The 22,313-nt window shown below is 51.0% G+C and carries 20 protein-coding genes and 1 tRNA gene; 18 read left to right on the forward strand and 3 right to left on the reverse strand.

Translation table 11 applies throughout. The annotated features are described in order from the left end of the window. Nucleotides 1-13: 13 nt before the first annotated feature. The 16 genes from IE181_RS02035 to IE181_RS02110 all read left to right on the forward strand — a co-directional run bounded on the left by IE181_RS02035 (nucleotide 14) and on the right by IE181_RS02110 (nucleotide 16,436). Nucleotides 14-325 (forward strand): FYDLN acid domain-containing protein, encoded by a 312-nt coding sequence (locus IE181_RS02035; protein WP_191249888.1) that lies wholly within the window; start codon nucleotides 14-16, stop codon nucleotides 323-325. Nucleotides 326-454: 129 nt separating this feature from the next. Then, nucleotides 455-530: transfer RNA gene (locus IE181_RS02040), tRNA-Ala, on the forward strand. 492 nt (nucleotides 531-1,022) lie between these two features. Continuing rightward, nucleotides 1,023-1,583: a DUF2087 domain-containing protein gene (locus IE181_RS02045; protein WP_191249889.1), complete on the forward strand. Its 561-nt coding sequence runs from the start codon at nucleotides 1,023-1,025 to the stop codon at nucleotides 1,581-1,583. Then, the gene (locus IE181_RS02050; protein WP_191249890.1) at nucleotides 1,580-1,942 is read left to right on the forward strand and encodes a VOC family protein; all 363 of its coding nucleotides are present in this window, start codon (nucleotides 1,580-1,582) and stop codon (nucleotides 1,940-1,942) included. The genes IE181_RS02045 and IE181_RS02050 overlap by 4 nt, the downstream gene beginning before the upstream one ends. Nucleotides 1,943-2,102: 160 nt before the next feature. Further along, nucleotides 2,103-2,522: a winged helix DNA-binding protein gene (locus IE181_RS02055; RefSeq protein WP_191249891.1), complete on the forward strand. Its 420-nt coding sequence runs from the start codon at nucleotides 2,103-2,105 to the stop codon at nucleotides 2,520-2,522. 131 nt (nucleotides 2,523-2,653) lie between these two features. Continuing rightward, a complete protein-coding gene (locus IE181_RS02060; RefSeq protein ID WP_191249892.1) occupies nucleotides 2,654-4,825 on the forward strand; it encodes a TonB-dependent receptor in 2,172 nt (723 codons plus the stop codon). Between the two features lie 11 nt (nucleotides 4,826-4,836). Then, nucleotides 4,837-5,778, forward strand: a complete 942-nt coding sequence (locus IE181_RS02065; protein ID WP_191249893.1) for an alpha/beta hydrolase — start codon at nucleotides 4,837-4,839, stop codon at nucleotides 5,776-5,778. Nucleotides 5,779-5,889: 111 nt separating this feature from the next. Beyond that, entirely contained in the window at nucleotides 5,890-7,059 is a 1,170-nt protein-coding gene (locus IE181_RS02070) for an NnrS family protein (protein ID WP_191249894.1), read from the forward strand. A gap of 198 nt (nucleotides 7,060-7,257) precedes the next feature. Continuing rightward, nucleotides 7,258-8,115, forward strand: coding sequence for a formyltetrahydrofolate deformylase (purU, locus tag IE181_RS02075; RefSeq protein WP_191249895.1), 858 nt, complete (start codon nucleotides 7,258-7,260; stop codon nucleotides 8,113-8,115). A gap of 74 nt (nucleotides 8,116-8,189) precedes the next feature. Further along, a complete protein-coding gene (locus IE181_RS02080; protein WP_191249896.1) occupies nucleotides 8,190-8,495 on the forward strand; it encodes an Lrp/AsnC ligand binding domain-containing protein in 306 nt (101 codons plus the stop codon). A gap of 322 nt (nucleotides 8,496-8,817) precedes the next feature. After that, complete coding sequence (locus tag IE181_RS02085) at nucleotides 8,818-11,238, forward strand: TonB-dependent receptor plug domain-containing protein (protein ID WP_191249897.1); 2,421 nt, start codon at nucleotides 8,818-8,820, stop codon at nucleotides 11,236-11,238. A 193-nt stretch (nucleotides 11,239-11,431) separates the two neighbouring features. Beyond that, entirely contained in the window at nucleotides 11,432-12,745 is a 1,314-nt protein-coding gene (locus tag IE181_RS02090; protein WP_191249898.1) for an aminotransferase class V-fold PLP-dependent enzyme, read from the forward strand. Between the two features lie 16 nt (nucleotides 12,746-12,761). Then, nucleotides 12,762-13,295 carry an RNA polymerase sigma factor gene (locus IE181_RS02095; RefSeq protein WP_191249899.1) on the forward strand — a complete coding sequence of 178 codons (534 nt, stop codon included), beginning with the start codon at nucleotides 12,762-12,764 and terminating at the stop codon, nucleotides 13,293-13,295. A 147-nt stretch (nucleotides 13,296-13,442) separates the two neighbouring features. After that, nucleotides 13,443-15,158, forward strand: a complete 1,716-nt coding sequence (locus IE181_RS02100; protein WP_229819086.1) for a GMC family oxidoreductase — start codon at nucleotides 13,443-13,445, stop codon at nucleotides 15,156-15,158. Continuing rightward, nucleotides 15,158-15,790 (forward strand): gluconate 2-dehydrogenase subunit 3 family protein, encoded by a 633-nt coding sequence (locus IE181_RS02105; RefSeq protein WP_191249900.1) that lies wholly within the window; start codon nucleotides 15,158-15,160, stop codon nucleotides 15,788-15,790. Before IE181_RS02100 ends, IE181_RS02105 begins: the two co-directional genes overlap by 1 nt. Before the next feature lies 1 nt (nucleotide 15,791). Beyond that, complete coding sequence (locus tag IE181_RS02110) at nucleotides 15,792-16,436, forward strand: 3-keto-disaccharide hydrolase (RefSeq protein WP_191249901.1); 645 nt, start codon at nucleotides 15,792-15,794, stop codon at nucleotides 16,434-16,436. Nucleotides 16,437-16,504: 68 nt separating this feature from the next. Here IE181_RS02110 and IE181_RS02115 read toward each other — a convergent pair whose 3' ends face one another. Further along, nucleotides 16,505-17,416, reverse strand: a complete 912-nt coding sequence (locus IE181_RS02115; protein ID WP_191249902.1) for a sugar phosphate isomerase/epimerase family protein — start codon at nucleotides 17,414-17,416, stop codon at nucleotides 16,505-16,507. A gap of 1 nt (nucleotide 17,417) precedes the next feature. Beyond that, on the reverse strand, nucleotides 17,418-18,560 hold the full coding sequence (locus tag IE181_RS02120; protein WP_191249903.1) for a Gfo/Idh/MocA family protein: 1,143 nt from the start codon (nucleotides 18,558-18,560) through the stop codon (nucleotides 17,418-17,420). 146 nt (nucleotides 18,561-18,706) lie between these two features. On the opposite strand from IE181_RS02120, the gene IE181_RS02125 reads away from it, so the two are divergent. Continuing rightward, complete coding sequence (locus tag IE181_RS02125; protein WP_191249904.1) at nucleotides 18,707-19,942, forward strand: nucleoside permease; 1,236 nt, start codon at nucleotides 18,707-18,709, stop codon at nucleotides 19,940-19,942. An 87-nt stretch (nucleotides 19,943-20,029) separates the two neighbouring features. Then, on the forward strand, nucleotides 20,030-21,031 hold the full coding sequence (locus IE181_RS02130; RefSeq protein ID WP_191249905.1) for a LacI family DNA-binding transcriptional regulator: 1,002 nt from the start codon (nucleotides 20,030-20,032) through the stop codon (nucleotides 21,029-21,031). A 55-nt stretch (nucleotides 21,032-21,086) separates the two neighbouring features. Here the strand turns inward: IE181_RS02130 and IE181_RS02135 are convergent, their stop codons facing one another. After that, entirely contained in the window at nucleotides 21,087-22,106 is a 1,020-nt protein-coding gene (locus IE181_RS02135; protein ID WP_191249906.1) for a LacI family DNA-binding transcriptional regulator, read from the reverse strand. Nucleotides 22,107-22,313: the final 207 nt, after the last annotated feature.

Genomic DNA, 22,313 nt, shown 5'->3' on the forward strand with positions numbered 1-22,313 from the left:
CACGGAGAATGACGTGGCGAAAGAAGAATGGGGTACTAAGCGGACTTGCCCAAGTTGTGGCACCCGTTTCTATGACCTGAAAAAAAATGACCCGGTTACATGTATTGACTGTGGTAACGAATGGGTTCCGGAACCTGTTCTGAAAACCAAACAGCCAATCATCGTTGAAGACAAAGAAGAAGACAGCACTGAAGGCGCTGACGCGCTGGATTCTGATGATGACGATATCGATGTAGATGACATCGACGACATCAGCCTTGATGACGACGACGACACCGAAGTCAAAGGCATGGTTGACACCTCTTTGTCGGATGATGACGAATAAGGTCAATAATCGGTCGCGGTGAATTTTTCAGGCAGCGCCATGAAAGCCCTTGCCTCGAAAAATACCTCCGATTATAGTCCTGCCAGATTTTAGGAATTGGACTGAAACGCCCCACGGGCGGACAGTCACGGGGCCGTAGCTCAGCTGGGAGAGCGCTACACTGGCAGTGTAGAGGTCAGGGGTTCGATCCCCCTCGGCTCCACCAATATCTTCAAGGGCTTAGGAAGAAATTCCTAGGCCCTTTTTCTATTGGTGTTCACACCGGGGCCTACAGTTGTTTCCCAACTCTTGGCATTTTTCCGTCATTCTAATCCATGCAATATCATTGAAAACTGAAAAATTATGTACAGTCATAAGATGGGACAAAATGCTCAAATCCTTTGTAAGCCCCCATCCAAAAAAACTATAAAGTCCCTTTCACCCACAAAGGTAAACGCATGATCAACTAGGAAGCTGATATCAGTGTATACAGTGTAAAAACGACCCCTGAGAGTAAACTATACTGCTTACAAGCGCATTTTGATTGACTTGAGTTAAGCAGGAAAGCATTCTGAGATAGGTCTGCAGTTCACCTAGACGTTGCCACCCAAACGGGATGCTAAACCTGCCTCAATGTATTCAGCATGATGACTTGACTCTTTGCCCGGGTCGTAAGTTGGCAACTCCGACAAGCCGATGGCATTTAGAGGACCAAGTTATGCCTAAAACCAAACTCGCCTATAATGTCTCCGATATTTCAAAAACGGCCAGATCAATTCGCCAACAATTACTGGATTTAGATCGACTGCCAAGCCATGTTGAGCTTCTAAATATCTTAGCCCGTTCGGCTGGTTATAGAAATTTTCAGCATTTCCGTACCCAGCAAGAACCAACACAGGATTTGACACCGCCTGTCAGCGAATCCCCGCACATCGACCTTGCCATGACTGAACAGACAGCGCGCTATTTCAATTTTAACGGCCAATTAACAAGGTGGCCATCAAAGGATTCACGAGCACGTCTTTGTATGTGGGTGATCTGGACGCACCTCCCTGCGCATCAAGATTTAGGAGAGCACGACATGAACAACCTCCTAAAGGACTTAAATACTTTCAATGATCACGCACTTTTGCGCAGGGCTTTAATAGACTTCAAACTCGTTACCAGGACCCCATCCGGCAATGTGTATCGACGCAATGAGAAAGAACCTCCCTTAGAGCTGGAACTCGTACTAAAGCTGATCCGTACCAAGAAAACCCAAAAACGACCAGCCATATGATTGCCTATTCAACACCCGGCACCAACGATTTGGACAGAGCCATTATATTCTACGATGTAGCTTTCAGTGCTATTGGTAAAATCACAAGTCCAGAATGGACACAATATGGGCGTCCAGGAGACGAAGGGAAAGTCTGCATCGTCCTTCCATTTAACGGAGACAATGCAACAAACGGAAATGGAACCATGCTTGCCTTCGAGGTGGGAGATTATGATAGGGTTAATGGGTTTCACGCTGCGGCCCTAAAATCCGGCGGATCGGATCAGGGAAACCCCGGCATTCGTGAACAAACACATTTTGTAGCATATGTCCGCGATCCAGACGGAAACAAGCTGTGTGTGTTCACTAAGAGAAAATAGATGATTGCCCGCGAAAAGGCAGTACATATATACTTACTCGCCCCAACACTTGATAGAGACCACATTATTATTGCAGGCTATGTGATTCTACTTCATGCTTGTCACAGAGCCGAAGAATTGCAGTTGTAACAGGCAATTAAAGAGATTATGGTCGCCGAATATGAGAGATTTTCACACAGTCGATTTGGATCAGGAATATCCGGACTATCCACTGGACATATTGTCCAAGTGGGTGGACGTTCTGCTATTCTATGCGAATGACTGGGATGCCATTTTTGAGAAACGACCGACCTATTTTACGCAGGAATTCTGGTACCTTCTTGTCGGCTGCGTTCTGAACAAATGGCAAGGGACGCCGCTGACGGTTTCTGCCGCTGCCCAGATGATGAAAACCGGATCAAACCGCACCCGTGAAGAGCGAATCAAAAAGGCCGAACAAGACCGCTATATCATCAAAACGCCTTCGCCTGCGGACGGCAGGGTTATGCTGGTTCTGCCGTCGCCCAAACTGGAAGCCCTGATGCGCCGTCATCTTAGTGTTACAATTGATAAGGCCATGTCTGCCCTGAAGGCCGATTAGCACCCTCTATTCAGACAAGCGTAATTACCCGCAAAATATGCGGGTAATTTTTCGGTAAACTCTTCCGTATTCTTTTTCTTAAAACACTGCTGTTGTCATATGGGAAGAGTTTATAAGGGCAGGAAAAAAACATGCAGACCCATACAAAGTATTTACTAGCGTCAACGGTCCTGACGTCCGGATTAATTTTTTGTGCAGGCAATGTTGCCGCACAGGACACCACATCATCTTCATCCGCCGTGCTGGAAGAAATCCAGGTATCTGCCCGCCGAGTTTCTGAAAGCCTTCAGACTGTACCGGTATCGGTTACAGCAATCGGCGCAAGCATGCTCGAAGACGGTGATTTCACCGATCTTGGCGACATTCAGAAAATGGTACCAAACCTGACACTGCATGTGGGTGATGCCTCTAACGCTGTTGTCTACATCCGCGGTGTCGGGCAGGTGGACTCTCTGGCTTTTGCCGACCCCGGTGTCGGCATTTACATGGATGATGTCTATCTGGGACGGGCACAAGGTGCCTTCCTTGATGTCCTGGATGCAGAGCGCATTGAAGTATTGCGCGGTCCGCAAGGAACACTATATGGCCGTAACACAATTGGCGGCGCCGTCAAATTTGTCTCCAAAAAACCGGGGGACACCCTTGCCGGGGATGCGTCGATCACAGTTGGCAGCTATGACAGACTGGATGTAAAAGCATCCGTTGGCGGCCCGATCGTTGAAGACAAGCTGGCCGGTAAAATCAGTGCCGCCTATCTAAGCCGTGACGGGTTCGCGACGAACGAAGCCAATGGCAAGGACGACAGCGACAAAGAAACCTGGGCTTTGAAAGCTGGACTGTATTTCACGCCGACTGAAGACCTGTCCATCGATTTCACACTGGACGGATCAGAAAGCCACCCGGACACATCCCGGACACCCGCGCGCATGACATCTGTCTTCGGCGCTGCAGAACCAAATGACGATCCTTTTGTGATCGCTGCAGACTTCAATGATTTGAACAAACTGGATGTTTACGGCGGTGCCGCAACAATTGCGTATGACGCCACAGATTCTTTAACCCTGAAGTCAATCACCTCATACCGTGAAATGACATACGATACCCACCTGGATCTTGATGCCACCGAGTTTGCGTTCTTTGGTATTTATGTTCACGAAGAACAGAATCAGTTCAGCCAGGAACTACAGCTTTCCTACACATCTGATGCCCTGGACGTTATTGGCGGGCTTTATTATTTTAAAGAGCATGACAATACATTCGCCGGTGTATTTGGACCTGTGATCGCGTTTGTATCCGGGTCGGTTAATGACCAGCATAACAAAAGCTATGCCGGATATCTGAACACGAATTACCGGATGAATGACCGGCTCTCTCTGACTGCGGGCATTCGCTATACAAAAGAAAAGAAAGACTTTGACCGGATTCAGGAGTTTTTCAGTGCTGACACACTCTTGCCGGTACCGATCGGACAAGGCGCACGGGTCACCGACCTGACCGTTGACGACACCTGGTCATCCTGGTCCCCCAAGGTCGGCTTTGATTATCAAATTAATGATGATCTGATGGCCTATGTCAGTGCAAGTCGCGGCTTCAAAAGCGGTGGTTTTGATGGGCGATCAAATTCTGCGGACGAAGCAATCCCGTTTGATCCTGAAACCATGTGGTCCTATGAAACCGGCTTGAAGTCAACACTACTGGACGGCCGGATGACCCTGAACATTGCCGGTTTCATGAATAAATACAAAGACCTGCAGCTTTCCAGCTTTGTTGCCAACCCAGACGGCAGCTTCCGGGCGCTCTTTACCAACGCAGGCCGGGCAACCACCAAAGGCATTGAAATGGAAATGCTGGCGCGCGTGTCAGAAGGGCTCACCCTACAGGGGTCTCTTGGCTATATGGATGCTGAATATGACGAATATATCGGCCCGGACGGCAGCGATATCAGCGACATGCGGCACATGGTCAACAGCCCAAAATGGACGGCTCGACTGGGCTTTAACTACGAACATCAACTACAGTCAGGTGGCAATATTCGTTTGATGGGGGATGTGAATTACCGGTCTAAAACATATTCCACCGTGTCCAGTAGCGAGATACTGGCACAGGACGGCTATGCCCTTGTATCCGCAGGCATCGCCTATGTAGCAGAAGGCGGCGCATGGGAAGTCGCACTGGACGGTAAAAACCTGACAAACAAGAAATACCTCAGCCACGGTTTTGACCTAAGCGACTCGCTTGGCTACCAGCTTGGATACTACGGTAATCCGCGCACATGGGGCCTTAGCCTGAAGACACGTTTTTAGGGTTCATTACTATGGTTCTTGATACCCAGACAAAGCAGCTTCTCGACGAGATGGCTGCAGGTGGCAGGTTTGTAGATGGCCTGCCACCTCTCCCCGATTATAGGAAAGCCGCAGAGGAAATTATGATCTCCCTCGCGGTGCCTTCTTCTGAAATTGATAGTGTTGAAAATGTGAGATTAACAGGCGGCACGGTGCTTGTGCGCAGGTATGTCCCAAACGACATAACTGATGCAGAAAATCCTGCCATACTGTTTGCACACGGGGGTGGATGGGCGCTAGGCACACTTGATGGATATGACAGTTTTTGCAGACGCCTGGCTAAGCAGTCAGGCATGCAGGTTTTCTCCGTTGAGTATCGCCTGGCGCCCGAACATCCCTTCCCCGCGGGATTAAACGATGTGATCGAGGCATACAAGGCCCTGCGCCTTGATGCTCAGACATACAACATTGATAGGGACCGCATCCTTCTATGTGGGGACAGTGCAGGGGGAAATCTCGTTGCGGCAACCTGTGAACATCTGTCAACTACAGACATTCCCATGCCGGCCGGGCTTGCGATGATCTACCCAATGACAGATGTATCGGGTCAGACCGACTATCCTTCACGCCGCCTGTTTGGTACTGGAGAGTATTTCCTTGAGGAGGCCATGATCGACTGGTCAACTGAACAATATCTCACCGACAAGCAAGACAGGCATAACCCCTTGGTATCTCCAGTCCTGTCCGATAACCTTGGTCTGTATCCGAAAACGCTGATCATTACGGCGGGCTATGACCCGCTACGGGATGAAGGCATTGCCTTTTATGACCGCATGGTCAAGGCAGGCGGGCAGGCGACGCATGTTAATTTTGAAACAACTATTCATGCCTTCCTGTCGTTTGACCGGGTTCTGCCTGTAGCTGAAAAAGCACGAGACGTTCTGATTGAGCACCTAAAGAGCATGGCAGCATAAAAGTAGAGATGTACACGAAATCTATATTTTAGGCTGGGACAATCTGCCCCCTAGGTAGGTGTATCAAAGTCCTGTATGGTACCCTTTCATACCCACTGGAAAGGTACCAAAATGGGGACAAAAACCTATACAGGCCCGGCGATATTAAGCTTTGGCTTTCGTCCGTTTTTCCTGCTGGCGTCCTTGTTTGCCGCAGGTCTTGTCCCCTTTTGGGTCTATATGTTTATCCGTGGTGGCGATACCGCCGGACCCTACACGCCACTCGACTGGCATGTGCACGAGATGATCTTCGGGTATCTTGCCGCTGTTATCACGGGTTTTCTGCTAACCGCTATCCCAAACTGGACTGGAAGGCTACCAGTCAGGGGTGGGCCACTTTTGATACTTGTCCTACTGTGGCTGGCAGGTCGGGCCGCGATGATTACCCCGCTGCCGTATATGCTTGCAGCCTGGCTGGATAGTCTGTTTCTGTTAGCTGTCGCAGGCGTTTGTATCCGCGAAATCATGGCAGGAAAAAACTGGCGCAATGCCCCTGTCTCAGTGATCATCAGCCTGCTTGCGGCCGCCAACATTGCCTTTCATCTGGAAGCGACCGGCATACTTGGCACAAACTTAGCCGGCACTGCGGCAGTTGCGCTGATCGTCATGCTGAATGCCCTGATCGGGGGCCGTATTGTGCCAAGCTTTACAACAAACTGGCTTATCAAAGCTGGCCACAAAGCCCGTCCTGTCCCCTTTAACCTATATGATAAAATACTGCTGGCCGTTACCGCCCTGTCACTGCTTGCGTGGATACTATTGCCCGATACTGTCATGAGCGGCACACTGTTACTTCTGGCTGCAATAGGGCACCTTGTCCGTCTATGGCGCTGGAAAGGCTGGACAACCGGCACCAGTGCAATTGTTTTGGTCCTGCATGTTGCCTATCTGTGGCTGCCGCTTGGTCTGGGACTACTGGGCATTGGGATGATACTGCCCGACCTTGCCGTCCCGCCCACCAGCGGCATTCATGCACTGACCGCCGGATTGATGGGCATGATGCCTTTGGCTGTTATGAGCAGGGCAACCCTTGGCCATACCGGACGACCCCTTGCCGCCGGCATATCTGGCACAGCAATGTATATCTGTGCGTTCGCAGCGGCGGCTACCCGGACGCTGGCGCCGATACTAGTGGATCACTATCAGGCTCTTCTGGTAATCTCAGCGATATTGTGGTGTGCAACCTTCCTTCTGTTTGTCGGCATATTCGGCAGAATGCTGTGGCGGCCACGCCTGTCCTGATCGCAACAGTAACAAGTCAAATGTAACCCAAAACGGGAAACCCGCACACCGCGCGGCGATCTGCAATCCTTTACCTTGTTGGAACTTTTTTATCAGGGTATAGGACAGAGGTGCTGTGGGTCAGACATCAAGTATTCTGTGCCCCGAGCACCCCCGATTATGGGGTATGTACCGAGTGACTATACCAGCGAGGCCCCTATGAACCATTCTGAAAACGCTTTTATCCTGACTATCGCCTGCACAGATGCCTGCGGGCTCGTAGGTGCCTTTTCCAGTCTCATTGCTTCCATGGGCGGGAACATCACAGAAGCCAATCATCATACGGACATAAAAACGGGTAAAGCTTTCCTGCGGTTTGTCTTCACGAATAAGACCGGCAGTGCAGATGATTTGCGGGCTGCCATTCAACCGCTGACCGAAAAATATGCCGCAGACTGTTCGGTTTATGATGCGAACAAACCAATGAAAGTGGTGATTGCCGTTTCCAGATTTGGGCACTGTCTGCAGGAGTTAATTCACCGCCAGTTGGCTGGCATTCTGCCCATTGAAATATGCGCGGTCCTGTCCAACCATGAAGATATGCGCGGATTTGTTGAATGGGCTGGCATTCCATATCACTATCTGCCTGTCTCGAAGGAAAACAAGGCAGAACAGGAACAGCAGATACGCAGCCTGTTCCAGTCGCATGATGCGGAACTTCTTATTCTGGCGCGTTACATGCAAATTCTGTCGGCGGATATGTGCCGGGATTTCGACGGCAAAGCCATCAATATTCACCATTCCTTCCTGCCCAGCTTCAAGGGTGCAAAACCCTACAGCCAGGCCCATGATAAAGGGGTAAAAATCATTGGTGCCACGGCCCACTATGTCACCACCGATCTGGATGAAGGCCCGATTATCGAGCAAGCAGTAGAACGGGTAGATCACTCCGTATCTGTAGAGGAATTTGTCAATGTTGGTCGGGATACCGAGACACTGGCACTGACAAGGGCCGTGCGCTGGCATGCTGAGCGCCGTGTCATGATGCACGGCAACCGAACGATCGTCTTCAAATAATGATCGTGATCTGCGAATAGACTGGCACCGCCGAGGAAGCAAGCCCCTGCAAACTGACCCAACAGGATAAAACCATGGAAATATCCAGCATCCCCTCACAGAAAAAACCACGTCGTCGCGGCAAGCAGGTCGAAGAACCAACCGTGCGGGCCTTTATCATGATTGGCCTGAAACATCAGGACGATGCCACATTGCAGGAATTTGAAAAATACCTGCACACCTCGGCCGAGGTAGTAACCTTTACCATGGTGTCCGGGCAATATGATTATATGCTCGATGTGCGGTCCACATCACTGGAGAAAATTCACACCTTCCGCGAAGCCTGTATTTCAAATTATCCTGCTGTGCAGACGACCTGCACCCTGATCGCGCTCGGGTGATATCCGCCTTGCTGGCTCCTTTGAGATACTCTCATCTACCGGGTAATTTTCCCGTCTATAAGACGTAAACACTCGGCAGAAGAAAACACAATCAATCTTCATATGAAAATCAATTAACATATTGTTTTAATTTATTAATTATCAATTTTAATAAACATTACAACCGTCCTATTTCATGACTGTTTTGTGACAATTACACCTTTGTCGACAAAACCCACATTGCGCCTCGTCTTATGTTTTGAGCGCCTGGTTTCACGTTCCCACCAGAGGATATTTTCCAGACGTTTAATTTCAGGGATTCATTTTTTAATGAGGAAACGCAATGTTACCTAAATATATAAAACTTGCCGGAGTATTATGCTCCAGCGTCGCTTTTTCTGCTTTTAGTCCAGCTGCACTGGGTGCAGAACCCGCAGAAAGCGCCGAGACAATTGACACAATCATCGTAACAGGAACCCGTCAGGCAGACAGAACGGCTTTCAGCTCGCTCGCTCCAATTGATGTGGTTAGCAACTCTGCCATCAACAGCACATCTTCCGAGGACCTGCTTGATACCATTGCGCAGATTGTACCGTCTTTTAAAGTACAGCGACTGCCGATGAACGACGGCTTGATTTATGTTCGCCCGGCAACACTGCGCAACCTGTCTTCTGATCATACGCTCGTTCTGATTAACGGCAAACGCCGTCACCGGTCTGCCCTTCTGGGATTCAGTGGTGCACAGTCAGCCGATATGGCAACAATCCCGTCATTCGCCATTAAACGTATGGAAGTCCTGCGGGACGGTGCATCCGCACAGTATGGGTCAGATGCGATCGCCGGTGTTATCAACGTTATTCTGGATGATGAACCAGGCTACAAATTGTTTGGTCAATATTCTGAATATTATGAGGGTGACGGCACAAATTATCGTCTGGGTGGCCGTGGTGGCTGGGAATTGGGAGATACGGGTTTCCTGTCCCTGACCGCAGAATATTATGATGCAGCACGCACGTCCCGGTCCCGTCAGCGTCCAGACGCCATTGATTTTCAGGAAGCTAACCCGGACATCACCCTTGATAATCCTGTCCAGAACTGGGGCCAGCCGGAACGCGACGGCCTGCGCCTGGCGCTGAATGCATCTATGGAAGTTGCAGACAGCACCAACATGTATGTGTTTGGTACCTACAACGAAGGCGAAGGTGTCTCTGACTTTAACTGGCGTAACCCGGAATCCGGTGTCTTCAATGTCAGCAGTGTCTACCCGGACTTTGATCTTGCTGATCTGTATCCTGCAGGTTTCTCGCCGCAGTTTGGTCAGAAAGACAAGGACATGTCCATTGTCGCAGGCGTTGAAGGTATGCTGATGAACGATGCCCTTAGCTGGGATCTGAGCATCGGGCAAGGGGCGAATAAAATCGATTATTTCCTGTCAAATACCATCAATGCGTCGCTTGGGCCAAACAGCCCAACCAGCTTTGAGCCAGGTACACTCGAACAGCGCGAAACCAACATCAACCTGGATTTCGTCTACCCGTTTACGGTTGACTTCCTCGCAGCTGACGCCAACCTTGCCTTTGGTGGCGAACGCCGAAAGGAAACATATGAGATCACAGCGGGGGATGTCGCCTCCTACACAGTAGGCCCGGCTGCGGTTGACGGCCTGCCATCAGGCTCCAACGGTTTCTTTGGCATTGCACCAAGTCAGGCTGGCACCTTCGATCAGGAAAGTTACGCGGCCTATGTTGATCTGGAACTACCGTTCACAGACGTCTGGACCGTTGGCATTGCCGGTCGGTACGAAGATTACTCCCAGTTTGGTGATACGCTGAACGGTAAAATCTCCACCCGTTTTGAACTGACAGAAAACCTGGCGCTGCGCGCAACTGCATCAACCGGTTTCCGGGCGCCTACACCGGGCCAGTTGTTCAGTGAACGTAATTCACAGGGGCTTGATACCAACACGCTGGAGGTCTTCACCAATGGCCGGTACAGCCCGGAAGGGCCGGTTGCCGCTATCATCAATGCCCGTGCTGATGCGACCGTCGACCCCCTGACAGCTGAGGAGTCTGAGAACTTCACCGTTGGTCTTGCCTACCGCGATGCAAACGGCTTCAGCGCATCCCTGGATATCTACCAGATCAACATTTCGGACCGTTTCGGCAGTTCACAGGGGTTCACCCTGACGGATGAAGAACGGTCACAGCTTGTTGCCCTTGGTGTAACAGGCGCAGAAAGCATTGCCCGTGTGAGCTTCTTCCAGAATGATTTCGATACCCGAACACGCGGTCTTGATCTTGTTCTCAGCAAGAGCTTCACAGTCGATCAAAACACACTAAACCTGACGTTCTCTTATAACTATAACGACACCAAGGTTACCGGCGGTACGCTGGAAGCGAACGAAACACAGCGTGTTCGTTTTGAAGAACGCCTGCCGCAGCATGCTGCAAATCTGGCCGCGACATACACCGTGGGTGATCTGGAGTTCTTTGGGCGCGTTCGGTACTATGGCAGCTGGACCGACTATTCCGACAATACAACGGGTGACATTTTCCAGAAGTTTGGTGCAGAAATGTTCTTTGATGCATCAGCAAGCTACCGGATTAGCGAAACTGTTTCCGTACGTGTAGGCGCAGAAAACCTGTTTGACACCTACCCTGACGAAGCAACATTCCAGGCGAACCGCGGGCTTATTTACTCCCGGAATGCACCGTATGATACCGATGGTGGTAACTATTACATTCGTCTTGATGTTACTTTCTAGGCTATCATGCGCTTAACAGATGTCGGGCGGGTGAAGATTGAATAGCCGCCTGACCATCTGGTAATTCATCGGTGGGGAGCATACTGTGCTCCCTCAGCTATTTCTCAGTCACAGGACATCGGCACTGCAGCACTGCTTCACCGCGACACCGCAACGCCCAGTACCCGACCAAACAATCATCAGGGGGACATTTATGAATACCGCAGCTATAAACCGGCGCCAATTACTCAAATCCGCTACACTGACCGCCGTGGCAACCGGCCTGTCCGGCAAAGGTGTATATGCCGCGAACGCAGCCCCAAATACGGCAGAGACCATCACCGCCACCGCTGATAATGAGGCTTACTGGGCATCGATCGCCAAACAGTATGACGTTACCAGGGCGATCACCCATGTTGAAAATGGCAACTGGGGCATGATGGCACGCCCGGTGATGGAAACCTATATCGAGGCAACAAAACGGGTTAATTTTGAGAACTCCTATTATGCCCGTCGGCAGTTCGGCAAAGACTTCGTCGCAATTCGGGATGACGTTGCAAATCGTCTTGGTGTGAAACCTACTGAAGTTGCGCTGACACGCGGCGCGACTGAGGCCCTGAAGAACATCATTGGCGGGTATAATCGCTTAACCCCTGGCGATACGGTGATGATGGCCGATCTGGATTACGGGTCCATTCAGGCATGTATGACCGCCGCCTCCAAACGCGTAGGCTGTTCCACCGTTATGCTGTCTGTACCCGAGCCAGCCAGCCACGATGATCTGATCGCCTTTTACGAGGAAGCTTTTGACAAACACCCCAAAACGCGACTGCTGCTTCTGACCCACATCAGCCACCGGACGGGCCTTGTCATGCCGGTTAAAGCCATCGCAGAACGCGCACGCGCACGGAATATTGATGTGGTTGTTGACGCGGCCCATTCCTGGGGGCAAATGGATTTTTCAGCCGCGTCGCTTGGGGCAGACTTTATCGGTTTTAATCTGCATAAATGGATCGGCGCACCCCTGGGAGTTGGCGCCATGGTCATTCGCGAAAGCAAACTCAAAGATATCGACCCGGACATTGCTGCAGGGGACTATGAAAGGGACCGGATCGAAGGACGGATCCATACCGGCACCAGCAATTTTGCTGCCCTTCTGTCAGTACCCGCTGCCTTTACATTTCATGACAGTATCGGAGGCAGTAAAAAAGAAGCCCGATTGAGATATCTTCGTAACATTTGGGTGCAAAAGTGCCGCCCTGTAGACGGTATAGACATCCTGACAGGCGATGACAGTCGCTTGCATGCAGGCATCACCTCTTTCCGGTTTAGCGGTCAGACATCCGCCGAACAGAATAAGGCGGTCGCCAAGTATCTGCTGGAAAACCACGGTGTATTTACTGTCCACAGAACCGGTGTAAATGCGGGCGCTTGTATTCGTGTAACCCCTGCCCTGTTCAACAGTGCAGATGATATGGAAAAAACTGCCCGTGCAATCATAGACGCTCGCCAGAAGTTCGGCGCGTAACAGAGCGGAAATATCAATGCAGGCAAAGGTACGTGAAACAAGGATAGAAAACTTATACAGGTACCATTTGCAGGATTTCCTTGCCTATACACGGGCGCGCGGTGTCTCCAGAGACGATGCAGAAGAAATCGTTCAGGATGCCTTTGCGCGCATGAACAATTATGACCAGTTGGAAAAGGTGGAAAATGATACTGCCTTTTTGCGCACAGTGATCATTAACATCATCCGGGATCGTCTTAGAAAACGGAAAGTCACACCCGCCTTCATCACCTATGACGATCTGACCGTGGAAATCGCAACCGATGCACCCAGCGCAGATGACAAGGTATGTGCCAGACAGATTTTGCACCAAACCATGAAGGATCTGGGCAGTCTTCCAAAACGGACCAAAGAAATCTTTCTTCTCTATAGGCTGAAAGACAAAACCTATGCGCAAATTGCACGGCACTATAATGTCTCTATCTCCGTTGTACGGCGACACCTCCGGGATGCTATCATGCACCTGATGCAAAAATGCTGCGAACGCGAACTGGCTATCTCCCTACCATAGTCAGAAACGTACACTCTGTTGTCATTCCTCCCGCCGTGCGCTCTGTTCGCAACGATTGACAAAGCCGAATGTAACCGGTTACATTTTCTTTTGTGAGGATGCCTGCTCCCACCATGGAAGCACGCAAGGGAAAAGAGAGGGATATCCGTGAAACAGCCAACTCCGTATGACGTGATCATCGTCGGATCCGGTGCCGGTGGCGGCATGAGTGCATATGTTCTGGCAAAAAAGGGGCTAAAAGTCCTGATGCTGGAAGCTGGGCGAGATTATAAACCCGAAGAAGAAACGCCCATGTTCAATACGAACGATGAAGCGCCTCTGCGCGGTGTATCCACCCCCGATAAACCTTTTGGCTATTATGATGCCACTGTTGACGGTGGCTGGACCGTGCCAGGCGAACCCTATACCAGTGACCCTGGCGGTGAAGAGTTCCTGTGGTGGCGCCCCAGAATGCTGGGCGGCCGGACAAACCACTGGGGGCGTATTTCGCTCCGCTTTGGGGAATATGACTTCAAACCCTACAGCCGGGATGGTCTGGGCGTTGACTGGCCCATCAGCTATGAAGAGCTGGCCCCCTGGTATGACAAAACCGAAGAAATTGTTGGCGTGACCGGCGGCGGCATCTATCACGGTGCCAATCTGGAAAACACACCCGACAGCCCCCCTGGCATTCTACACAACACTCCAAACCGTCGCCTGCACGAAATCATGTTAGCCCGCGGTTTTGAAAGTATGGGCATACCTGTTGCCCCAATGCGTGCCGCGGTTATTCAGAAACCCATGAATGGCCGGGCTGCCTGTTTTTATGCCACTGCCTGTGGGCGCGGCTGTTCCATCAAAGCAATGTTCCAGACAACAACAGTTCTCATACCGCCTGCCCTCGAGACAGGCAATCTGGAAGTGGTCACCGATGCAATGGTCTATACCGTTGATATGGGCAAGGACAATCGGGCCAAAGGCGTAACCTATATTGACCGTCATACCGGCGATCATAAAACCGTTACTGCCAACGCTGTTGTGCTGGCAGCAAGTGCGGCTGAAAGCGCCCGTATTCTCTTGAATTCAAAAACAGGCAAATATCCGGACGGTGTCGCCAATTCATCCGGTACAGTTGGCAAATATCTGATGGATACGGTCGGTGCCTCATCCGCAGGCCATATCCCAATACTGGAAGGCATGCCGGCCCGTAATGATGACGGCATGGGCGGCGCCCACATTTATGTGCCTTGGTGGGGATATGGGCAACAAGCCCGCGGCGAATTACCGTTTCCCCGCGGTTATCATGTTGAAGTGGGAGGCGGCCAGCGCATGCCGGGCATGGGCATAGCCGAACTTGCCAATCATAGCTCCGTACCGTTTGGTAAAGGTCTGCGTCAGGAAATGCGGCGGCAATACGGTGCCGATATATATCTGGCAGGTCGCGGTGAGATGATCCCCAATGATGACTGCTACGCTGAAATTGATTCAGACCTGAAAGACCGGTTCGGTATTCCTGTGCTCCGATTCCACTGGAAATGGGCAGACTATGAAATTAATCAGGCAGCACACATGCGCCGTACATTCCACGAACTGATAGACAGGCTTGGTGGGACCGTCACGCGTGGTACTGGCACAGACGGACGCGAGGCAATCGCAAAAGGCGGGGAAATCATCCATGAAGTTGGCTGTGCCCGCATGGGCGCGGATACCCGCACCAGTGTTGTCAACAAATGGGGGCAAACGTGGGATGTGAAAAACCTGTTTGTTCTGGATGGGGCCATCCTGCCATCAAACCCTGATAAAAACCCGACCCTGACGATTATGGCGTTGGCGATGCGCGGTGCCACCTATCTCGCTGATGAAGCAAGAAAGGGGAACCTCTGATGACACCCTATGTTTCCAAGATTGACCGCCGTACTGCCCTGAAATGGCTTTCAGCCGCAGCTGCCACCCTACTGACGGCCCCGCAGATTGCCCGCGCACGGACATATGTAAAAACACCTACCGGATACGGCACAGACCCTGACATGCTGAACCCCACATCGCCCTGGGACCGCATCATGACAGAAAGGCAATTGCAGGTTGCTGCGGTGATGACCGACATCATCTTGCCCGAGGAGCCCCCGCACCCTGCACCAAGCATGATTGGTGTCCCCGACTTTATCAATGAATGGGTCTCAAGCCCCTATGAGCAAACACAGGATGACCAGAAAATCATTCTTGATGGTCTAGACTGGATTGATGCCGAAGCAAAGCGCCGTTTCAGTGCCGGGTATGCTGAGTGCGGCCATGATGCCCAAGTCACCATGATGGCGGACATTGCAACCGACACAGACAGCACCTATCACCGGTTTTTTGACCGGTTTAGAACACTAACCCTTGGCGGCTATTACACCACACCAGCCGGGTTTGAAGACATAGGATATCTTGGCAATGTTCCCATGGAACATTATCCCGGCCCCGCTGACGACATAAAAGCCATGCTGGAAGAGCGTATGAAAAAGATTGGAATTTAAAATGAAAGCATTTCTAGCAGCAGCCCTATTGTTCAGCACAACAGCTGCATGCGCCGAGGAGAGTACACTTCTCGATGCAAGTCAGTGGCGCCGTTACCAAAGCACCGACATATCAGCAGGCTGGGAAGCAAAAGGTGAAACGTTACGTGTTATCGCCAAAGGGGCGGGCGATCTGATTTCTAAAGAAACATACAGAAACTTTGACCTGACCTTCGAATGGAAAATCTCTGAAGGTGGCAATAGCGGCGTTTTCTTCCATGTGCAGGAGACACCCGATTTGAAACAGGTCTATTTTTCTGGCCCTGAATATCAACTTCTGGACAATGTCGGACGCGACGAACCCCCGCTTGAACAAGCCGGGGCTCTCTTTGCCCTTTATGCCCCAACAGAAGACACCACAAAACCCGTCGGCGAGTTTAATACAAGCCGCCTGATTGTTCAGGGTGATACTGTTGAACACTGGCTAAACGGAAAACTGGTCGTGTCCTATGATATGGGGTCACAGGACTTTAAAGCAAAAGTGGCCGCCAGCAAATTCTCAAACTGGCCCGCGTTTGCCGCCAAACGGGAAGGTCACATCGCGCTGCAAGACCATGGGGATCCAGTGACATTCAGAAATATCCGCATCACGCGCCTGCCGGACTGATGTCATACCTCTTCTGTAGCTGACTGCCGGTAGACTTGGACACAGGCAGTCACACGCTACCAGACCGGTTAAACAAGTGGCCTTAAGTGTTCATAGGACACCCTAAGCGCCTGTTTCCGGTCTTCCAGGCTGCCTTCATATTTTTTGTCTTCAACTTCAATACAGAAGGCACCATCAAAACCCGTTTCCTTTAACCGACCGATGAACTCCGCCCAGTTGATATCACCCTCCCCTGGAATACAGGGGTCATGATACTCAAGCGGGTACGCCATCGTGCCCACATCGTCCAAACGGTCCTGATCAATACGCACGTCCTTGGCATGTGCGTGGAATATCCTGTCCTTGAATTCTTCGAGCGGTTTTAGGTGGTTCATCTGCATCCAGATGAAATGGGACGGATCATAATTCAGACCAAAATAAGGGGTTGGAAAGTCCTGATACATGCGCCGCCAGATTGATGGACTGCGGGCCAGATTTTTCCCGCCGGGCCATTCATCTTTAGTGAAATACATGGCGCAATTCTCAATACCGATCCGAATTTTCTTGTCTTCGGCATAGGACAATAAGGGCCCCCATGTTTCAATAAACGTCGGCCAATTACCATCCACCGATTTTGTCCAGTCATTACCGACAAACGTATTCACAACATCCAGGCCCAAAAGAGACGCTGCATCGATCAGCTTCCGAAGATGTGCCACAGCAATTTCTGCCTCCTCCGCATCCGGCGATAACGGATTTGGGTAATACCCAAGGGCGCTGATCGCCACCCCTTTAGACGCGCAATATGCCAGAACACGCTCGGCATCTGCCTTAGTGAAACCGTCCACATCCAAATGGGTGACGCCAGCATATTTACGATCGCTCTTTCCCACTGGCCAGCACATGATCTCAACACAATCAAAGCCAGTGTCAGCCGCAAAATCAATGACCTCTTCGAAGGACAAGTCTGCAAGTATGGCGCTTTGAAATCCAAGTTTCATATCAGTCCTCCACTTCCACCCATTTTTCCTGGCGGCTGCTGCTTAAGATGGCTTCACACAGTTTGACCTGACGGTGACCGGCATCAAACCCGGGAAAAGCGGGATCAACCCCGTTTTGGATGTAATCGTAAAATGCCTTGAAACACTGCTTGAAAGTGTCCGGGTACCCTTCCGCATGCCCACCAGGGTAGGAAGCGTATGGACGTGCCGGCGCATCCAGCAAGCCCGGGTCCTTTAGCAAAATTTCATTCGGCTTGTCCCGGTGCCCCAACCATAGTTCATTCGGGCTTTCACCATCCCACGCAAGCGCACCGTCTGCCCCGGCGATTTCGTAGCGCAAGGCATTTTTGCGTCCCGCCGCCAGTTGGGAGACATATAAACTGCCCACAGCCCCACCCGACATCCGAAACATGATATTGCCGTAGTCTTCGGTATCAATTGCAACATCTTCGACGCCAGCCGCGCCAGCAGGTCCACCACTGAATGTGGTGACATCGCCCGTAGGTCGCTTTCTGGTAGGGAAAAAAGTCTGTAAATCAGCAAAAACGCTTGAAATTTTCTGCCCTGTGATCATCTCAACCAGGTCCATCCAGTGCGTACCGATGTCCGCCACCGCCCGCAATGCACCGCTTTCAGCAGCGTTCAAACGCCAATTATAATCAGTTTCATAAAGAAGCCAGTCCTGTGCGTAAGAGCCGTTCACATGAAACAAACGACCCAGTTTACCACCACGAACCAGTGACTGTGCATGAAAATGCAAAGGATAGAAGCGTAGGTTATAGCACACAGCTGCTGCACAGCCGCTTTTGGCTGCAATTTCCATCAAGGACGCTGTTTCCAAAGAGGTCATGGCCAAAGGCTTTTCGCACATCACATGCTTCCCGGCTTCTAACGCGCGTTTGGCATGATCATAATGCAGCAAGTTAGGGGTACAGAGATGGACAGCATCCACCGATGTATCCGCTAAGATTTCTTCAAAATCTGCAAATGCTCTGGGCAAACCCATCGCCTTTTTGGCTAGTTCAGACTTCTCAGGACTACTGCCCAAAATGCCGCACACCGTAATACCAATACGGGCCAAGGCTTCGGCATGGACAGGCCCCATAAAACCGGTTCCTACTATTGCAGCGTTGATGCCTGTCATTTTGCACTCACCTACTTCAAAGGACTATATGCATTGATGTAACCGGTTACATTTGCCCTTGTCAAGCCAACGAAATTCAGGTTAGCTCTGATAAAACTGTCATTGCAGACACGGAAATGAAGGACAGATTTTCTGGGGAGGAAAGTATGGGTAACAAATACTATACACAGCTAAGTATAATGATGTTCCTGCAATTTTTCATTTGGGGGGCTTGGTTTGTTACGCTTGGAACCTATCTGGCTGCGCAGGGTTTTAGCGGGTCCGACATTGGTACTGCCTATCTGACCAATAATATTGGCGCTATAATTTCCCCATTCTTTATCGGACTGATCGCAGACCGTTTCTTTGCCTCAGAAAAAATCATGGCAGTGCTGCATATTCTTGGTGGATGCATATTATATGCAGTCTCTGGCCTTGAAGGCACTGGCCCGATTATCCTTGGCCTGATGCTATATAATGCCTGCTATATGCCCACACTTGCGCTTGTTAATGCCATTTCTTTCCACCAGATGACAAGCCCGGACATCCAGTTTCCAAAAGTCCGCGTTTGGGGGACCGTCGGGTGGATTGTTGCAGGCTTTGCTATTACGTATGGTCTGACACAAATAAACAGTACCGTAGAAGCCACCGCGCTTCCGATGAAAATGGCTGCGATTGCCTCAATCATTCTTGGGCTGTTCAGCGTGACCCTGCCCCACACCCCGCCAGGAAAGGTAGGCGAGAAGGTAACCATTCGAGATGTTCTTGGTCTTGACGCCCTTGTTTTAATGAAAGACCGCTCCTTTGCAATTTTTGCCTTCAGCTCGCTTGCCATCTCCATTCCGCTGGCTTTCTATTATGCTTTCACTAACCTATATCTGAATGAAATGGGGGTTGAAGGTGCCGCTGCTAAAATGAGTTTCGGGCAAATGTCCGAGGTAGCCTTCATGCTTCTGATGCCGCTCTTGTTCCGGCGCCTTGGTGTCAAATGGATGCTGCTGATTGGTATGTTCGCCTGGGTTCTCCGGTATGCGCTGTTCGCGCTGGCGGCCGACCAGGCCCTTGTCTCCATGCTGTTGGCGGGGATAATTCTGCACGGTATTTGCTATGACTTTTTCTTTGTCACCGGCCAGATATATGTAGACCGCAAGGCAGGAAAAAAAGTCAGAGCAAGTGCACAGGGTTTTATCACGCTCATGACTTACGGGGTTGGACTTGCCATCGGGTCAAGCCTGTCCGGACGCATCGTTGACTATTATACCGCCGACGGCGTGCGTGACTGGGGCCAGATTTGGTGGATTCCCTGTATTGTCGCCGGTGTCGTTGCGCTATTGTTCGCCATTTTCTTCACGGACCGAAGTGCCGAAGAAGCTTCAGAACAGGAAGACAAACTGCACGTCTGAGGACGGTCCAGTAGATTAGCTTGGGGGTTGGCTAGACCAGCCCAGTCTGTCTATAGTGCGCGCGACCACCATGAGGAGTAGATCGGCATGACGAATATCCGCGCAGTTTCAAAGCTTGCTGGCGTTTCGGTAGCAACCGTTTCGCGCGCTTTGCGCAAACCGGAAATGGTCTCAAAAAACACACGGGAAAAAGTCCTGTCCGCAGCAAAAACTGCGGGGTACAAACCCAATATGATGGCCAGAAACTTCCGTAGCAAAAAAAGCTACTCTGTGATGGTTCTCGTGCCGGATATTTCCAATCCCTTCTTTTCCATGGTTATTCGCGGAGTGCAAACGGCCGCTAAAAACAAGGGCTATAGCGTCTTGCTGGGCAATACCATGGGCGATGTTGATGCAGAAAATGAACTTGCCCACATGCTCCACACCAACCAGACAGACGGCATCATTCAACTTAGTGCCCGTAATCCTCTCGCCCCCGAAGACAGGGGAGATACAGCCGCACCTATTGTCAATTGCTGCGAATGTCTGGGCGACGGCAGTATGCCGACTGTTTCCCTTGATAATGTTGGGGCATCTAAGGCCATGACAGAGCATTTGCTGACACTCGGGCATAAAAAAATAGCAGTGATAACTGGCCCCTACGATAGCCCCCTGACAACAGCACGCCTAAGCGGCTATAGTGCAGCCGTCGAAGCAGCAAATCTTACCGTTGATTATGCCCTTGTGAAAGAAGGGGATTACAGCCCTGCATCCGGCGCGACTGCAACCAAACAATTACTGGCACAAAGTGTACATCCTACGGCGATCCTGTGTTTTAATGACGAAATGGCTATCGGGGCGATGCAGTCTATTCGGCAGGCTGGCCATAAGGTGCCTGCAGATATTTCTGTTACTGGTTTCGATGATCTGCCATTATCCGCCTACACACACCCGCCCTTGACTACAATTGCGCAACCCACCGAGGAATTTGGGGCCAGTGCCATGGCAATTTTGTTCGACTTGATGGACGGACAGGAGCCAGCAGAGCGAAACCGAATAGTACCCTACAAACTGATTGTGCGAGACAGTACCGGCCCCGCCAAAAAATAAGCCACAATACCCGTAAACAGTATTAGGTTATAGCGGCGTATACCTGCTGTTTCGATTATTTAGGCCCACCAGTGCTGTGCCGTATCACCAGTTCATACGGCAAAGCAGTGCTCGCGGCATCTCCCGACTGGCGAATACGGCTAATCAGCATCCTTGCGGCGCAGCCCCCCATCTGACGAATAGGCTGGCGCACTGTTGTCAGTGCCGGCCAGATTTGCCGTGACAAAGGTGTGTCATCGAAGCCGACAACCGATACATCATCCGGTACTTTCAGGCCGCGTTCATGCGCCACATGCAGAACCCCGGCTGCCATTTCATCGTTACTGGCAAATATTGCGGAAGGCGGCTGCGGCAGGGCTAACAGCTCTTCTGCCGCCTTCACCCCTGATTCAAAATCAAAATACCCCTGCTTGACCAGCTCAGGATCCAGATCAAGCCCTGCCGCCTTCAAAGCATCCTTGTAGCCATCAAATCTTTGCAGGGCTGCCCCGTGTGTCGGCGTACCCTTTATAAACGCAATGCGCGTCAATCCTGTCCCCAGAATGTAGGCGGTCATTTCCTGCGCCGCGGCCTTGTCATCCACATAGACACACAAACCGCCCGATGTTTCCATATATGTCGCAGGAGGGGACACAATAACATGCGGAATACCCGCGTCGACAAGGCTGTCGATAAGTCCCCTGTGATCGCTCAATGGCGGTGTCAACACCACCCCGTCAAGCCGGGCATCGCGGATTGTCGTCAGTATTTTATCTGCCAGATGCGGATCATCATACTGACAGGGCTGCAAAACCATCCCGTAGTTTTCGGCCTGTGTTGCAGCCAGAACTCCGGATTGAAGATTGGTCAGATACGCCGCGCTGGGACTATCATATAATAAAGCTATCAAATAGCTGCGATTACCGGCCAGCCCCCGGGCAGACGCATTGGGCCGGTAGCCAAGCCGTTTCGCAGCTTCCTCAACTTTTTGTCTGGTCGCAGGCCGTACATTGGGTTCACGGTTCATAACCCGCGAGACAGTTTTAATCGAAACACCTGCCTCGGCTGCAACATCATCAATGATTACTTTTGTCACGTTGGCCCAGTCCCCATATGCCCTTAGTACTGTTTCTGCCAATGGCGTTTCCGATACCCCTGCTGCAAATTCAGATAGACCGGAAAAATATCAGAATCAGTGGCTTGCATGTTTGATAGCGCTGTCATTTTAGGATAAAAAAATCAGAAACACCAAAATAAAAAGCTATTGCATAGTGACTAATGAAAAGTGACTGTTTAAGAGCAA

It is taken from the genome of Kordiimonas sediminis (assembly GCF_014656395.1).
Classification (GTDB): domain Bacteria; phylum Pseudomonadota; class Alphaproteobacteria; order Sphingomonadales; family Kordiimonadaceae; genus Kordiimonas_A; species Kordiimonas_A sediminis.

Coding starts and splice junctions, on each gene's coding strand:
- IE181_RS02045 (WP_191249889.1), top strand. CDS start 1,023: ATGCCTAAAACCAAACTCGCCTATAATGTCTCCGATATTTCAAAAACG.
- IE181_RS02050 (WP_191249890.1), top strand. CDS start 1,580: ATGATTGCCTATTCAACACCCGGCACCAACGATTTGGACAGAGCCATT.
- IE181_RS02055 (WP_191249891.1), top strand. CDS start 2,103: ATGAGAGATTTTCACACAGTCGATTTGGATCAGGAATATCCGGACTAT.
- IE181_RS02060 (WP_191249892.1), top strand. CDS start 2,654: ATGCAGACCCATACAAAGTATTTACTAGCGTCAACGGTCCTGACGTCC.
- IE181_RS02065 (WP_191249893.1), top strand. CDS start 4,837: ATGGTTCTTGATACCCAGACAAAGCAGCTTCTCGACGAGATGGCTGCA.
- IE181_RS02070 (WP_191249894.1), top strand. CDS start 5,890: ATGGGGACAAAAACCTATACAGGCCCGGCGATATTAAGCTTTGGCTTT.
- purU (WP_191249895.1), top strand. CDS start 7,258: ATGAACCATTCTGAAAACGCTTTTATCCTGACTATCGCCTGCACAGAT.
- IE181_RS02080 (WP_191249896.1), top strand. CDS start 8,190: ATGGAAATATCCAGCATCCCCTCACAGAAAAAACCACGTCGTCGCGGC.
- IE181_RS02085 (WP_191249897.1), top strand. CDS start 8,818: ATGTTACCTAAATATATAAAACTTGCCGGAGTATTATGCTCCAGCGTC.
- IE181_RS02090 (WP_191249898.1), top strand. CDS start 11,432: ATGAATACCGCAGCTATAAACCGGCGCCAATTACTCAAATCCGCTACA.
- IE181_RS02095 (WP_191249899.1), top strand. CDS start 12,762: ATGCAGGCAAAGGTACGTGAAACAAGGATAGAAAACTTATACAGGTAC.
- IE181_RS02105 (WP_191249900.1), top strand. CDS start 15,158: ATGACACCCTATGTTTCCAAGATTGACCGCCGTACTGCCCTGAAATGG.
- IE181_RS02110 (WP_191249901.1), top strand. CDS start 15,792: ATGAAAGCATTTCTAGCAGCAGCCCTATTGTTCAGCACAACAGCTGCA.
- IE181_RS02115 (WP_191249902.1), bottom strand. CDS start 17,416: ATGAAACTTGGATTTCAAAGCGCCATACTTGCAGACTTGTCCTTCGAA.
- IE181_RS02120 (WP_191249903.1), bottom strand. CDS start 18,560: ATGACAGGCATCAACGCTGCAATAGTAGGAACCGGTTTTATGGGGCCT.
- IE181_RS02125 (WP_191249904.1), top strand. CDS start 18,707: ATGGGTAACAAATACTATACACAGCTAAGTATAATGATGTTCCTGCAA.
- IE181_RS02130 (WP_191249905.1), top strand. CDS start 20,030: ATGACGAATATCCGCGCAGTTTCAAAGCTTGCTGGCGTTTCGGTAGCA.